Source organism: Paenibacillus hebaui (genome assembly GCF_051934385.1).
Taxonomy (GTDB): Bacteria; Bacillota; Bacilli; order Paenibacillales; family Paenibacillaceae; genus Paenibacillus.
In genome coordinates, this window is the sequence record NZ_CP196836.1 from 4,455,076 (window position 1) to 4,469,445 (window position 14,370).

The following is a 14,370-nucleotide window of genomic DNA, read 5'->3' on the forward strand; positions in this document are numbered from 1 at the left end:
CTCCCTTCAACTACGACATCCTTCTATTACAGATCGAAGATATCTGTGGTACAGATTAAAATTTCCGACGTTCCTTTAAATTCATTAGCCAAGATTATGGAGATAACAAATGACTTAATACGGCACGCCATGCGGCTGCCCAAGAGGAGACATCACTTATTCCACCCAAAGTTGCATCTTCTGTTTTCGGTTCAGGTGGTATATAACTTCCTCTTAAATACACTGGAATTGAACCGATCATTTTACCGTCCAGGTGCATATCAATGCGGCCCGCTAATCCAAAAGAAGGATCAGTCGATTTGGCATCCCCCTCCGCTTCCGTCTTGCCACGATTTTGAAGTAAAATCAGCTTTTTGGTTACACTTGATTTCTCACTCTCCGCCAGTGGATAGGTAAAGCCTCGGCCTGTAACTACATCCGTATTTTCAACAGGCTGCTCCTTCTTTGCAATCTCGACCAATGGGAAGTGCTCAAATCCGAAATCAAGCATGCGCGCATGATCGTTCCAATCGTCGCCATCATTCAGCGTAACAGCAGCAAGTTGTTGCCCGTTACGAGTAGCAGAGCTAACCAGACACCTGAAAGCCTTTTTGGTATACCCCGTTTTCACCCCATCGGCTCCTTCATACATCCGCAGCATTTTATTTTTGTTGTGCCAGGAATATTCCCAGCTCTCATTCGGATTTGGGGCAGATTTATTCTCAGTAGCTACGATCCGTTTGAACACCGGGTTCTTTAACGCATATGCCGTTAAGCGGGCCAGATCATTGGCAGTAGAGTAATGGCCTTCCGCATCCAATCCATGGGGGTTCATAAAATGGGAATGACTCAATCCAATCTGTTCTGCCTTCTTGTTCATTAACAGGACAAAACCCTCTTCCGAACCACCGACATGTTCAGCAATCGCCGAGGCCGCATCATTGCCTGATCTCAGCATCAGCCCATATAACATGTTCTCAAGCGTCATTTCTTCACCCAACTTGAGATAGATCGACGAACCTTCCTTGGCAAAAGATGAGGGAGTCACTTTGACTTTGTCATCCAGTTTACTGTGTTCAATAGCTACAATCGCCGTCATGATTTTGGTCAAGCTGGCAATTCGCAATTCCTTGTCTCCATCTTTGCTATACAAAATCCGTCCCGATGTCACGTCAATGAGTGCAGCACTTTGTGCATGTGTAGACGGACCAGGTAAGCTTCCCTGGGCTTCGACGAGCCCGAATGAAGGCAATAAGAGTAAAGGGATAAGCATACATACCATAACTTTCATTATTTTTCGCATCAATTCATTCCTCCGGGTCACTTGGAATCTTGTACTAGCTTATGTCTGGACAACCTGAAGTATGTCCTCATGGGGTAAAACAACAAAAATCCCTCTCGCATACAGGCTGCGGAAGGGATCTTGGTCTAAAAACTTAGCTATATGTTGAATGATCTGGTGTGTCCCCTATGTCGGACCCAGCAGTTTGTGCGGTATTACGATTGCGGAACATGTCCTGAATTCGGTCCATTACATAAGGTGTGGAGTCGATTAATTTCTCGAACAGGTGAGTGGAATTATCAAGTGGCACGATGTGAACACCTTGTTTACCTACGACCAAAAAAGCAATAGGACGAATGGATACACCGCCGCCACTTCCTCCACCAAACGGGGAAGCAACCGTTGAGGAATGAGCATGTTCAGTGCTGGTTCCTCCACTTCCACTTTTGCTGCTTCCTTCATTCACGTGAAAATCACTGCCGCCAGCAGCGAATCCGAATCCCACTTTACTGATTGGCAGAATCACAGTACCATCTGGTGTTGATGAAAGAACCAGCTAGCATGGCCCATTTATAAGCCTTTATACACATTAAACCCCTAAAGAAAATTTACGGTTACCGTTGGCTTTTCATCGAAATCATTCTTAGACCATATTACATTGTGAATGATACTTTTGTAAGCCCGATTAAGCTCTTTAGGGTCTTTCGTTTCTGAAATCTGATCTAGTACATCATTAACGCTGATGAGCATATCTTCATTTTTAGCATTCAATGTATTATCAAGTTGTGTCTTTATTACTCTGTATTCTTCTTCGAGTTTATTGAGAATTTCGTTTGCACGATTTAGCCTCTCCAAATACTTCTCTTTTGTATATGTTCCGTCTTCTAAAAAATCGTGAATCCGTTCAATTGCGTTTTCTTGCTTTTTAATTTCTTGAACCTTTGTTTGCGCTATGTCGGCTAAGTTACTCATATCGGACGAACTCAAACCTTCAGCAATTGCATCTTCAATTTGTTTCTTTTTAATGATCAAAGCATTCAAAATGAAGTTTGTTACCACATCTGATCTGTCACCTAAGTTGCTACATCTCTCACCAAAAGGATTCCGATGAGTACAAGATTTTAATGTGTCATAGCTTCTTCCTGTTCTTTTTTGTATAGACATGGTGTGTTTGCATTTGCCACAAATAACTAATCCAGATAGTGCATTTTTCCCAGATCGACTTGCTTTGGGTGTTTTAATCTGAGAGCTGATAATGAACATAATCTTGTCATGTTCGAGTTGAGTCTTAACTGCTGTATGACAATTATTATAAATGATCCATTCATCTTTGGGCTTGTAAACCAAGTCACCTGTGTTGGACATTTTTCGCTTCTTCCCAACGACCACTTTACCTAGATGAACCTCATCGCACAATATCCTTCGAACGACTGCTGGATTCCACATTCCATCCCTAGGAGATCTGATTCCCATCTTATTAAGTTCCCAAGCAATGTCTGTACTCGACCATCCACTCATACATTTTTCCACCATAAATCTGTATGTAGGGAGGTTTTCCTCGACAGGCTCAGCCCTTCCTGTTTGCGGATTTCTAATATACGGAAACGGTGGGACTCCGTTACTCCATAGCCCTTGCTTGGCATTTCTCGCTTTACCTTGTCTGAAACGTCTTGCTATTTGCTTATATTCCATCCGAGCCATCATACCCTCAAATTCAGCCATAAGCATATCGGTATCATTGTTGTAATCATATACCCTTTGAGGAGTAACCAACAGAGTTTCAGATCTGGCAAATAATTTGCTCAGTGTCGCCCTATCAACTTCATCACCACGACTCAGACGGTCAATGTGAATTACAAGTACAGCATCAAACATCCCTTGTTCGATGTCGCTCATCAGTTCAGTCATCTTCGGTCTCATCGAGATAGAGTCTGCCGTTCCAACTTCAGCGTATTCTACAAACGCCCAATTGTTTTGTCCACACATTGCCAGAAGCTCTGCTCTGTGTTTTTCTAAATCCTTCTCTTCGTCACCACGTGATTTACGCAGATAAACCGCCACGTGTTTTATTACATATTGATTCAATGTACGACCTCCCAACTGGGTTATTTACGAACATCACATGTTTGGTTGCATAATCAATTATAGTACAAAAAAAGCCAAGCTGCCAAGTAGCAACATGACTTTTCTATGGATTATTTTCTTCTTTTGTTGTCCATTAAAATCTTAATAAATGTTTTACAGTTTTCCACAGATGGCTCCCCATTGATAATCAAAGTGCCAAGGTTCGGGATATCGTATGTTTCCGAGTTATTTTGTTTTTTCAGATCGATCACCTCTAATTATATCTATTTCCAAGTTAAATTGTAATATTCAATCTCTATGTATTATTTTTCATTCATTGTCTTACTATAAAATAAGCATTCACTGCCTCCGTTATAAAATCTTTCAAATGGTAATGCCATCTGGTTCTAGGCTTAAATCCTTTAATTTCAATTCCAATCTCTTCGCAAATAGCTAGTGAAATACTACTTTTATTTACTTTACTTCTATATGTATGTTCCTTAATTTGATTCTGAGCTATGTGCTGATACTTTAAAAACTCTTTAATATGTATAAAGAACACTCTATTCTCAGGTTCCCGAAAATTCATGATGAACCCTGATATGACACCTTCATATGTATTTGCTTCAGTTAACTTATCGATCTGATGCTGCTTGATTACGCTCTCTTGAAAGCTTATAGACTTATCTTTTGTTGATTTAAGTTCTAAAGTGAAAAGATGGTTCTTTGCAAACATCATACAGTCATAGTCATTTTTTGTTACTCTGATTCTCGAACGAAGGTCTACTGGAATTGGCGTGTCTTTCAAACGTACAAAGAAGATTTTATCAGAGCCTTGAGCCGCAGACTTTTGAAAGTCCTCTTCGAATAATTTCCCTTGATTTGTAGCCAATCAATCATTCCTCTCCTGCAATTAGTCGTTTAGCGTCTACTGCTTTGAATAAACAATCATATGTATCATGCACACACACTCCGTACACATCCAATACTTCTTCGCCAACATTTATAGTTTCTCTGCATCCATAGCAAGTTGAATATTGAATTGTATTTTCTTGTGGATCAGGAAAGTGGATATAGTAGTAATCACTATCGAATCTATCCATTTGATTTTTCGACTTTTTCATTCAGTAATTGATTAAGAACTGTTCCTACAACTTCTGCGTATTCATCCTCAGTCAATTTACGTCCAATAGTCTGTTCAATCTTTGACTTTCTAAGTTTGTTTTCCATCTATACATCCTCCATATTCTTGTATTTGTTGTAACCAGTGATCCAAACATCTATTTGATCTGTTGCTCTAAACCCACCGTTACCGTCTGGTACTTGCCTTGGTTTTTTCTTATGGCTAGTTATTTCAATTAAATCTCCTTTGCAAATCTTAAGAGAGTCGTCCTTGTTGTTGAAAGTTTTCTTATCCATCTTAAATACTTTCTTCTCGCCCCTTTTTAGGTTATACAGCGTCAATTTCGGGCTATATTTAGTGTCTAATTCGGTAACTACGCACCATTTAACATCAATATTTGGATAAACAGCGTCCGTATACCCGAGATACTCTTCTTGGAACATGACAACTTCATTCGGAATCATATCTGACACATTAGATTCTTTTATTTGTCTTTCCTTACTTTTTAGTTCTTCAACTCTCTTTACTTTTGTTTTGTCAGCGTAAGTCTTCTTATACTTACTGCCCCCATCATAAAATTCTTCATAGATTTGAACCAACTCCGATATTCTCCCAAATTCAGAGAAAAAATTTAACTTAATCAATATTAACGTCTGAGTCTTATTGGTTTTCGTGTTATCATTAATATCAATTAATAAATCGATGAATGATCTATACGTATTATCTTTCAGCGAATAGAGTTCTTCCGCTACCACCTCGCTCAAGTCTTTAATACTTTTGATTCCTTTATATATTGCGTTCTCACTTTTAGACATTATGTATCCAGATCTTGATTTTCTAAATTTAATAGGTAGAATTCTGATGTCAGTGTTTGTTTTCATGAATTCGACTATTTTTGTTGTCTTTTCTTGTTTATTCTCATTAATTATTAGTTGGACTGTTATAAATTCTAGTGGGTGATAGTGTCTTAGATATGCCCCCTTAAACCCGAGGATAGAGTAGGGGCAACTATGATTTTCCGAGAATCCATAATCCGATGCATCCTTAATAACCTTGAGATTTTCATCAACAACATAATCTAAATGATCAATATCGTAATCAAACTCACCCAAACAATAATCCATAAATCCTTTTTTGATTTCCGGTGTCAGTTTCTCAGTTCCACCCTTTTTTGAAATGGCGCGCCTCACCATGTCGCTTTGAGCCATGTCGTAAGCACAAAACTCATTAAGCCATGTCATTATCTGCTCTTGATATATAAGGTAGCCGAGTGTCTTTCCAAGGAAAGAATTTATCTCCTTCATGCCGTTATCATGAGGTATTCCTTTAACAAAATCGTCTCTGATCGAATCCCCTGAAGGGCGTATGATGCCGTTTAAAGCAGTCATCATATCCAAGCGACTCATTTTCCCGCCAGAATTTTCTTCGAACTTATCAAAGTTGTTGAGAGACTCGTTTAGATACCTCCATCCAGTTTTTTCAAATTGAAATATACCCAGACCAGATTTTTTCATCTCATTCCAGACATTTTCATCTTCGAAATTTATTTGATCGTTGTTAAGTTTATCTATCCCAGCTAACAAACAAACATCTTCTACCATTTGAACATTGTCAACAACAAGCAAATCCATTTTCACAAAATTAGCGGTATCAACTGCCTTCATGTTGTTCTGAGAGATGGGCCATTTGCTCTTATCCGTTCTAAATGTTCCTAGCTCTTCATCGAGGTTTCTATCAGAAACTACGAACCCACAGGCGTGAACAGAAACGTTTTCTATTAGACCAATTGCTTCTCCGACCAATTCCATAAATTCTGGATACTCTTTATCCCACTTCTCTTTGTTGTGAAAAGTGGTTGTCATTTTGGCTTCTCCTGTTTCTCCATCTTCTTCTTCAATTTCGTCGATATCCTTGGATATTTGATCGACAACGCTAAGTGGGATGTCTAGCCCACGACCGATAGCCTTTATTGCGCCCTTCCACTGAAAAGTTTGATAAGTGATAATCGCACTACCATTGATGCCGGGGTATGTATACAAGAAATCTTTTACCTCATCTCTTCTTTTACCAGAAAGATCAATATCTACATCGGCAAGGCTTACGCGAGATGGATTTAGGAATCTAAAAAATGGCAATCCATATTTAATACTATCGATATCCGTGATGCCCAATACCCACAAGATTAAACTGCCATTGCAAGATCCACGTGGAGATGTCCCGATGTCCTTCGATTTGCAAAACTTAACAATGTCATCTAGCAAAAGGAAGTAACTCAGGTTTCCCATCCCATTCATTACATCGAATTCTTCTCTAATTCTTTTAAAATATTCTTCCTTTTTATCTCTAGGGTACAATTGAACCCCTCTCGCGACTACACCCTTGTTGATTCTGTCTTTAAGCTCCTTTTCTTCTTCGTTATATATTTTCGGGTATTTATGAGAAAAGTCCAACTCGAAATTTTCAACCATGTCAGCGAATCGGTTTGTGTTTTCTATTGCCTCCAAAACTACATCCATCGGCAAGGAGTTTTGTTCATTAAACATATCCACTAGTTCTTTGTAGCTCTTAAATGTTAAATCGTATGCATCCTCATTGCTAAAGTTAATATTCTTGGACTTTTGCAAGACCAAACGAAGTTTTGCTCTTTTTTCGTTCAATGCGTGGGTGTCTGTTCCAGCTATCAGAGGTACTCCTGTTTCCAGTGATTTCTGATACAAAAACTGATTGAACGCCACTTGTTCGGGATCGGTGTGATACTGGATTTCAAAAAAACAGCGGTGCTTATTCTCCACCATGAATTCGATCAACTTTTCTACATAGTCATTTTTCTTATTGAGTAAAGAGCCAAGGCAAGCCGATGTTATAATGATGTTATCGGAGGTATTTAAGACTTCATCTAGAGATACTCGTGGTCTGTAAAAGAAATGATTGTCTTCTTTATTAAACGAGTCTGAAGAAAGTTTGTTTAGCTCCTTTACACCCTCCCAATTCTTTGCGTACATCCCCAGATGATACGCTTCTCTAACCTTCTCTTCAAGTGTGGTCGTGATATATGCTTCCATGCCATGAATATACTTCAATCCATGTTCGTCACAACTAATTTTCTTAGATATCCAGTTGTAAACATTTCCGTGTTCCGAGAAGGCTATAGCTTTCATTCCTAAAGATTTAGCTTTTAATATGTAGTCGATATATTTAGAAGATGCATCCATCATAGTGCCGTTGCTCAAGTCGCTATGTAGGTGGTAAACCGTGTAATTTTTATCATTTGCTCCAATCGCTTCTTCTGCCAATTCGTTTCTCCTCTCCGAGTCATTGTAAAATATTGATTTTATATATTATATTATCATTATTAACCTACACTTTAATCACCTCCTTAAAGTCCTCCTATAAAGAGTAGATCGTTCCTGAGCTTTTACACTCTTTATAGGAGTCATCTCTATACCGTATAGACACCTTCTACTTTCTTTGTTTCATTCAGTTTAGATGTAATATCTTTTGCTGCTATCTCCATAAGGCTTTGTCGAGATATCTTCTCACGTCTTTTCATTAATCGAACTGCTTGATGTCTTATTGCCTTCTCGATAATATTGCGAACATACCTAGCGTTACTGAAGTGAATTCTTGTATCCTTTTCTAATTGAACAATGTGTTTTAGCTTATCAATGGCTTCTCCCGTAAAATTATAATCTTTTTCTGAAGCCATCTTTAGGGCAATCAACATTAATTCCTCGGTACTGTAGTCATCAAAGTTGATTTGAATCGGAAATCGAGAAGGCAATCCCGTATTTATTTGAAGGAAGTCATCCATTTCATTCGGATATCCAGCAAGGATGATAATCAAGTCTTCACTTTTGTCTTCCATTACTTTTACAAGTGTATCGATAGCCTCTTTGCCAAAGTCTTTTTCTCCTCCTCTGGCTAGGCTATAAGCTTCATCGATGAAAAGTATGCCTCCCATAGCTTTCTTGACAAGATCGCGAGTCTTCAATGCTGTATGTCCAATGTATTCTCCAACTAAGTCGGCACGTTCAACCTCGATCAGATGCCCCTTGCTTAGTACGCCCATTTTATTGAGCATTTTAGATATAATTCTTGCTACGGTGGTTTTACCAGTGCCGGGATTACCCTTAAATATCATGTGATACACTTGCTTACTATTCTTGAGACCTTCCTCATACCGAAGTTTATTGACTTCTATGAGTGCATGAATTTCATATATAAGATCCTTTACTTTCTCAAGTCCAATCATCTCGCCCATTTCCCTAAAAATGTCTGCTGCGGATTCATTCTGATTGCTTATTGGTGAAACTTGTTCTGTCAAATCATGAGACAACTTATACCCCTCGTCTGCATTAAATACAATGTTAATCCTTGATTCATTAACAGTAATCCGTCTGACACCTTCGTCCACAGTCATCACCTCGTTAAGACAGTATATGGGCGATGTAGTGGTAAAATGCTCAACTGCATTGGGAATAAAATCTATGTATAAGTAGGCCGAAGCCTACGTTAAGAACTGAGGAAATCATTTAACTTTGTGTCTAAATCATCTTCATCTTCGAATCTGGAGATATCAACATCCTCCATAACCACACCTTCTCGCTTATCCGATTTATGTGTTGCGGTTTCCTTGAAGACTTGAACACCCTTAATTATTGGTTCTCTTCCAGTATGACTAAACAAGAACTGTCTCAATGCCTCTCTAACGATATCAGCTTCATCGTAATATACTGGGAGTTTGGACATTGCTAATCGAATATCATCGTCTTTTACTGGTCTTAGGCGCGCAATAACATGCTGCTTCCCCACAATCGCACACCTACCTTCTCGTTCCCGTTTACCTGATCCAGTTGACCATAAAGAGATTTATTGTTAAGGCGAAGATATTCATATATGTAACGTGCTGCCCCACCACCAATCATGTACATGTCAAAGTTGATGTTTAAGCCTTCAATTTCATTCTGTATTTGTATTGCTAGAGCCTTGAACGCTCTAGAAACTAAGTGACGAATATCTCTGCCTTCATATGTACCACTAATCACATATTTATCTAACTCGTATATTGCTGGGGCGGTTCCCACCAAATCCTGAAGATATTTTCTAAGAAGCTTATATGCCTTCTCTACTCCTAAAAATAAACTTGTGGACTCTTTCATGATATCTAATCCATCTAAACCCAGTAGATTTAATGTGTAGAATCCTAGGTCTATTACAAGTATCTTCTTCCTTGCGTCTGTTTTGTTTTGAATCTTACCAGAGCTATTTAATAGGTGATTCATAGCAATACCATAACCTTGAGGAAATATTTTATATTTATCGATATTAAGTTTCACCTTGCTGAAACTACCGCGACCTTTTTTTATCTCGTAAGGATCTGAGTCTGCTAATCTGGCAATCATATCTTCCATTTCAGACATCTGCTTAAAATAGAACAGTATTGGCAATCCAGTAATAAGACTGAACTTTTTACTTCCATTAAGATACCCTAGACCAGTTTTGAGAATTATCTCAGATGTCATCGCTTCACTCTTCTGTTTATTTAGAGTGAAATACTTAATCTCACTTTCTCTTAATGCTAAATCACCAACAAACATCATATCCTCAAAGAAAAAATCATTGGGCTTAATATTTATGTCATACAAGGGCTGTGATTCTCCTACAATGGACGGCTGGACAAATAATTTTTTGTTCTTTTTCCCTTTAGCCCAACTAAATCCTAGATCAAAAACACTTATATCTTCTGCTACAATTGACGACACGGTACAACCTCCTTATCAATCCCACTACATTGTCGCATCTCTGAGTATAAACGCTTTATTTTAACAACAATGTAATACAAATTTATAGATTGATTGTACCATTTATATATACTAATGTATAGTATTATTTTATTATAATTAAAAGGAGCGTTATCATATTCATTACTGACAATAACAACGCCAGAGACATAACAAAATACATTCTTATAATACTTTTCAGATATTCCTTCTTATGAGTCTTTTTGATGATACGTTTAAACATACCTCGTTGACTCCTTTCTTTAATATGGATCGTTTGTGTTCTGATAGTATTCTAATGGATCATTGAGTTGCCATTCATAAAGCTTTGCTATGTATTGTTTGTACTTCTCTTCCGTTATTCTATTGTTTTTAAGTTTAATGTTAAGTAATCGTATTGATTCTTGAATATTTATAGTCATCACCTCTACTGTCTTTCTGATCGAAGTTGCATAACCTGTTCTTTTCTATCTTTCAACTCTTCCAAAATCAACTCTTCAGGAATCAAATTTCCAAATCCAACACAATCCCTTGTAAAAGGACTATCAATGCCTACGTTAATTTGATTGATGTGGTTGGATGGTTTGCTGTGAATGTGTCCATGAATTGAATAGGCATTAGGGGTCAATCCAATCTCAATCGGATAATGGAGCAGGAATAGATGCTGCTTATCGATTTTCCTAACGATCATATTTTCAACTTCTTCAAAGTAATGTGCCATCTTTTTTACAGTATTAGTATTATCGTGATTACCGACCGTTAGATGGATTTTTCCTTTTAGGCGAGGAATGATCTTATCCCATTTAGAGATGCCACCAAATACAATGTCGCCAAGATGATATACTGTGTCATTATTGGTTACTGTGTTATTCCATTGTACAACAAGGAATTCATCCATCTCCTCAACAGAGTTAAATGGTCTACTTTCATGCTGAATGATGTTCTTGTGCGAGAAGTGGGAGTCTGAAGTGTAAAATGTACTCATGTGTATTTCTCCTATTTAACTTTTAATGGTGTGTAGCAATCTGAGCAGATAATCCAATTGCATGTTTCCAAACAGTTCGAAAACTGATACCATTTGGATGGCACAAAATACTCCTTGGTTGATGTGAATTGCGGTACACTCTTGCAGTTTTCACAATACAGTGATTCAGCGTTAATATGTATTCTTGCCGATGGTTTATATCCATATATCCCTAAATGCTTTTTCACTTTCTTCATTCGTATACTCTCCACTTATTGATATGGATATATTCACTATAGAAATCCTCTTGTTTTTCGGAGATCAATTTATTTCTATACTTTTTAGCGCTATCCTCAGAAATACAAATTCGCCTTATTTCTTCATGAGTGTCATCAATCTTCTCCATAACAAGGTATGCATATTTCATGTTGTTTCCCCTTTCAGATGAAATGCATCTTTTACTTAAACACCCTATGTATTGTTTTTCTTCAAAATCCGCACCATTAAATCATTGATAATCTTCAAATCTTCACTGGGCAGTGCATGAATTATATCTAATGCTCTCATCTGTTCAACTGACATTTTACTTTTTAAGTTAATCTGCTGCATAAACAATAGTTCATACGTAGTAACGCCCAATGTATCCGCAATGTTTTCTAATTTACCCATGCGTGGTTCATTCCTGCCACTTTCCCAATAGCCTATGGTAGCACCTGAAACACCTAGCTTTTGACCCAACTCTTCCTTCGATAATTCTAATCTTTCACGAAACCTCTTCAAATTACGTGCAAAATTTAATTCACTCATGTTGAACCTCCTGTTTGATTTTCTTAATAATAGCAATCACTATTACTTTTGATCAAATATAAGTTCCATTTAAACTATGTATTCTATGTATTTATGCAAACACTGGAGTCAATTTCTTTACGCTTCGTTTAAATGCTTGATGAACTGCTTGTCGTGACACATTCAATTCGACTCCGATTTCAACGAGCTCCCTCCCCTCTAGAAAATACTTGCGTGATACTTTTTGCTCAGTCATGGTTAATTCTGAATCTATGGCCTTATTTAAGTCTCTATTAAAGAAGCTGTCTTCCACTTTTTCATAATCCAGATGGCTATCATTTGACAATAAATCGGCAATGGATTTATCGCTACCAGTATCACTTTCCTTGATAAATGATCCATCCATACTTACAAAACTGTATTTGTCTCTACCTTTGCGCTTCTTTTTATTGGCATGCTTGACGAACTCCATCCAAACAGCCTTAGTAAGATAAGTAGTAAATTTAATATCTCTTGTGCAATCATATGTATTGTAAGCATTGATTAAAGCAATCATCCCAATACCAACTAAATCGTCAGCTTCATCAGAACCTTTAGATGCCCAGTCATTAGCCATCTTTGCAACAAGTTTAATGTTATTGCTAATTACTTTATCTTTTAACTCTTCATTATTAGTTTCTTTTGCTAGTTTAATATTCTCTTCGTTGTTGAAATCTTTGTCATAATGTTTAAGCATATTATTAAAATTCATATTTTTCACCCCTCTGTATACTATGTTGAATGTACAGACCTTCCTCTGTAATTTCTAGTAGATTTAGTTGTTTACCATATGCACATGCTCCATCAATACCTATTTTGTCACCTTTGGAATCAAACCAGATATCAGCAGAACCATGTAAATGCATTGCTGGAGTATGTCCAAAAATCACTTTCTTATCTAATCCTGTGTGGTTTCTAAAAAACTGCTCTCTGATCCAAATAAAATCATCATCCGATGTATTCTTCCAATTATTAAGCAATGGATTAATACCAGCATGAACATATGTATGATGGTCGTCTTCGTAATACAATGGAAGCAAATCTAGAAAATCTATATGGTGTTGATAATGTTTGCGTACGTTCTCTTTCACTTCTATGTATTTATCCCATTCAAAACCTTCTTCAAAATAATCTCCGCCAATGTAACTAATCAGCGTTGTAAATCCACCATTGTTCAGCCACTGAGTATCATATGCCTCATCGTCATGTTTTAGTGCAGCTACCATCATGTCATCATGATTTCCTTTTAGTATGATAGCGTTGTGTTCATTTTTTAAGTCCATAACATGCTCAACAACTTGTTTACTTTTCAATCCTCTATCTACATAATCTCCAATTAGTATCAGTTGATCTGATGTGGGATCGTATTTGCACTTACTGAGAATATAATTGAATTCATCATGACAACCATGAATATCGCTAACTACGAGTCTTCTGATGTGTATGGCCTCATTTCTATTGATTTATTGTGAAAATTTGGCTATAATTTAATTGTTACTTTGGCCGGTAACATATAGAGATTCAACGGGAGCAGTCATTACCTTAATTGGTAGGGCTGCTCTTTTTTGTCATAAAACAAGTGTTTTATTAGGACTATGTATTAACTGAATGTTGGCTCTGGTTTTGCTTCAACTTCAACACAATCTGAATCTGACTCAACATCGATAATCAAGGAAGTGTAGTTTTGATTCAACTTCATTAGCAAGAGTTCAAAATCATTTAAATGTCTAAGAGACTTCAAATCCTTTACTTCATGACGCTCAATATCCCACCCTTTATCTTTACTGTCCTTCCAACGATGCAATCTGATTGACTGGTTCATCTCTTCATCTTTCTCACATTCAAAAATCAAATTTGCATATTCGTAAGACCCCCAGTGTCTTTCTTCGCTATACTCAACTTCTAATGTAACTTCTGCATATTCATAGTTAACTCCATCATCGTAATCAACCTCTAACTTATTCGTATCAATATTCTTAGCTACGTAATCCATCCAATGCTTATAGAGATCCGATACATTCAATTGCTTTACTTTGTCGTCTGTAATCATAAGATTTTTGAAATTACTAAGAAGTTGTTTATTCTCAAGTGCTGAGTTTTGAAGTACATCTACCAGCACTGCATCCAATTTAGTTATGTGTTGAGAATAGTCGTAAGATTCTAGATAAGGAACCATCACCGATTTCACTTTGTCTTTGATAATCTTTGTTACATCCCCATATGAGCGGAATAGATTCTCTAGAGCATTTACCACACCTTTTTCTAATTGTTGTTCAATCAATTTCTCTACAGTTCCATCCTCAAGTTTTCTAGTAATCGTATCTTTAATACTGTTTTCGAGTGTCATATATTA

The 14,370-nt window shown here is 37.2% G+C and carries 13 protein-coding genes and 1 pseudogene; all 14 read right to left on the reverse strand.

Annotated elements, in window-relative coordinates:
- Window positions 1-94 precede the first annotated feature (94 nt).
- Window positions 95-1,282, reverse strand: a complete 1,188-nt coding sequence (locus ACR32F_RS19695; protein ID WP_440109920.1) for a D-alanyl-D-alanine carboxypeptidase family protein — start codon at window positions 1,280-1,282, stop codon at window positions 95-97.
- A gap of 133 nt (window positions 1,283-1,415) precedes the next feature.
- Window positions 1,416-1,802 (reverse strand): annotated as a pseudogene (locus tag ACR32F_RS19700) (spore germination protein GerW family protein); the annotation flags it as partial.
- Between the two features lie 56 nt (window positions 1,803-1,858).
- Window positions 1,859-3,346, reverse strand: a complete 1,488-nt coding sequence (locus ACR32F_RS19705) for a recombinase family protein (RefSeq protein ID WP_440109922.1) — start codon at window positions 3,344-3,346, stop codon at window positions 1,859-1,861.
- A gap of 313 nt (window positions 3,347-3,659) precedes the next feature.
- A complete protein-coding gene (locus tag ACR32F_RS19710; RefSeq protein WP_440109924.1) occupies window positions 3,660-4,217 on the reverse strand; it encodes a Holliday junction resolvase RecU in 558 nt (185 codons plus the stop codon).
- 203 nt (window positions 4,218-4,420) lie between these two features.
- Window positions 4,421-4,555: a hypothetical protein gene (locus ACR32F_RS19715; protein ID WP_440109927.1), complete on the reverse strand. Its 135-nt coding sequence runs from the start codon at window positions 4,553-4,555 to the stop codon at window positions 4,421-4,423.
- Window positions 4,556-7,741 (reverse strand): PHP domain-containing protein, encoded by a 3,186-nt coding sequence (locus ACR32F_RS19720; RefSeq protein WP_440109929.1) that lies wholly within the window; start codon window positions 7,739-7,741, stop codon window positions 4,556-4,558.
- 146 nt (window positions 7,742-7,887) lie between these two features.
- Window positions 7,888-8,868 carry an AAA family ATPase gene (locus ACR32F_RS19725; protein ID WP_440109931.1) on the reverse strand — a complete coding sequence of 327 codons (981 nt, stop codon included), beginning with the start codon at window positions 8,866-8,868 and terminating at the stop codon, window positions 7,888-7,890.
- Window positions 8,869-8,960: 92 nt separating this feature from the next.
- Window positions 8,961-9,260, reverse strand: a complete 300-nt coding sequence (locus ACR32F_RS19730) for a hypothetical protein (protein ID WP_440109932.1) — start codon at window positions 9,258-9,260, stop codon at window positions 8,961-8,963.
- Window positions 9,230-10,210, reverse strand: coding sequence for a hypothetical protein (locus ACR32F_RS19735; RefSeq protein ID WP_440109935.1), 981 nt, complete (start codon window positions 10,208-10,210; stop codon window positions 9,230-9,232). The genes ACR32F_RS19730 and ACR32F_RS19735 overlap by 31 nt, the downstream gene beginning before the upstream one ends.
- Before the next feature lie 445 nt (window positions 10,211-10,655).
- Window positions 10,656-11,213, reverse strand: a complete 558-nt coding sequence (locus tag ACR32F_RS19740; RefSeq protein WP_440109937.1) for a metallophosphoesterase — start codon at window positions 11,211-11,213, stop codon at window positions 10,656-10,658.
- Window positions 11,214-11,663: 450 nt separating this feature from the next.
- Window positions 11,664-11,999, reverse strand: a complete 336-nt coding sequence (locus tag ACR32F_RS19745) for a helix-turn-helix domain-containing protein (RefSeq protein WP_440109939.1) — start codon at window positions 11,997-11,999, stop codon at window positions 11,664-11,666.
- Between the two features lie 91 nt (window positions 12,000-12,090).
- Window positions 12,091-12,729 carry a sigma-70 family RNA polymerase sigma factor gene (locus ACR32F_RS19750; protein WP_440109941.1) on the reverse strand — a complete coding sequence of 213 codons (639 nt, stop codon included), beginning with the start codon at window positions 12,727-12,729 and terminating at the stop codon, window positions 12,091-12,093.
- Complete coding sequence (locus tag ACR32F_RS19755; RefSeq protein WP_440119960.1) at window positions 12,719-13,480, reverse strand: metallophosphoesterase family protein; 762 nt, start codon at window positions 13,478-13,480, stop codon at window positions 12,719-12,721. The genes ACR32F_RS19750 and ACR32F_RS19755 overlap by 11 nt, the downstream gene beginning before the upstream one ends.
- Before the next feature lie 137 nt (window positions 13,481-13,617).
- Window positions 13,618-14,364 carry a hypothetical protein gene (locus tag ACR32F_RS19760; RefSeq protein WP_440109943.1) on the reverse strand — a complete coding sequence of 249 codons (747 nt, stop codon included), beginning with the start codon at window positions 14,362-14,364 and terminating at the stop codon, window positions 13,618-13,620.
- Between the last annotated feature and the right edge of the window lie 6 nt (window positions 14,365-14,370).

Coding starts and splice junctions, on each gene's coding strand:
- ACR32F_RS19725 (WP_440109931.1), bottom strand. CDS start 8,868: ATGACTGTGGACGAAGGTGTCAGACGGATTACTGTTAATGAATCAAGG.
- ACR32F_RS19750 (WP_440109941.1), bottom strand. CDS start 12,729: ATGAATTTTAATAATATGCTTAAACATTATGACAAAGATTTCAACAAC.
- ACR32F_RS19740 (WP_440109937.1), bottom strand. CDS start 11,213: ATGAGTACATTTTACACTTCAGACTCCCACTTCTCGCACAAGAACATC.
- ACR32F_RS19745 (WP_440109939.1), bottom strand. CDS start 11,999: ATGAGTGAATTAAATTTTGCACGTAATTTGAAGAGGTTTCGTGAAAGA.
- ACR32F_RS19760 (WP_440109943.1), bottom strand. CDS start 14,364: ATGACACTCGAAAACAGTATTAAAGATACGATTACTAGAAAACTTGAG.
- ACR32F_RS19715 (WP_440109927.1), bottom strand. CDS start 4,555: ATGGAAAACAAACTTAGAAAGTCAAAGATTGAACAGACTATTGGACGT.
- ACR32F_RS19695 (WP_440109920.1), bottom strand. CDS start 1,282: ATGCGAAAAATAATGAAAGTTATGGTATGTATGCTTATCCCTTTACTC.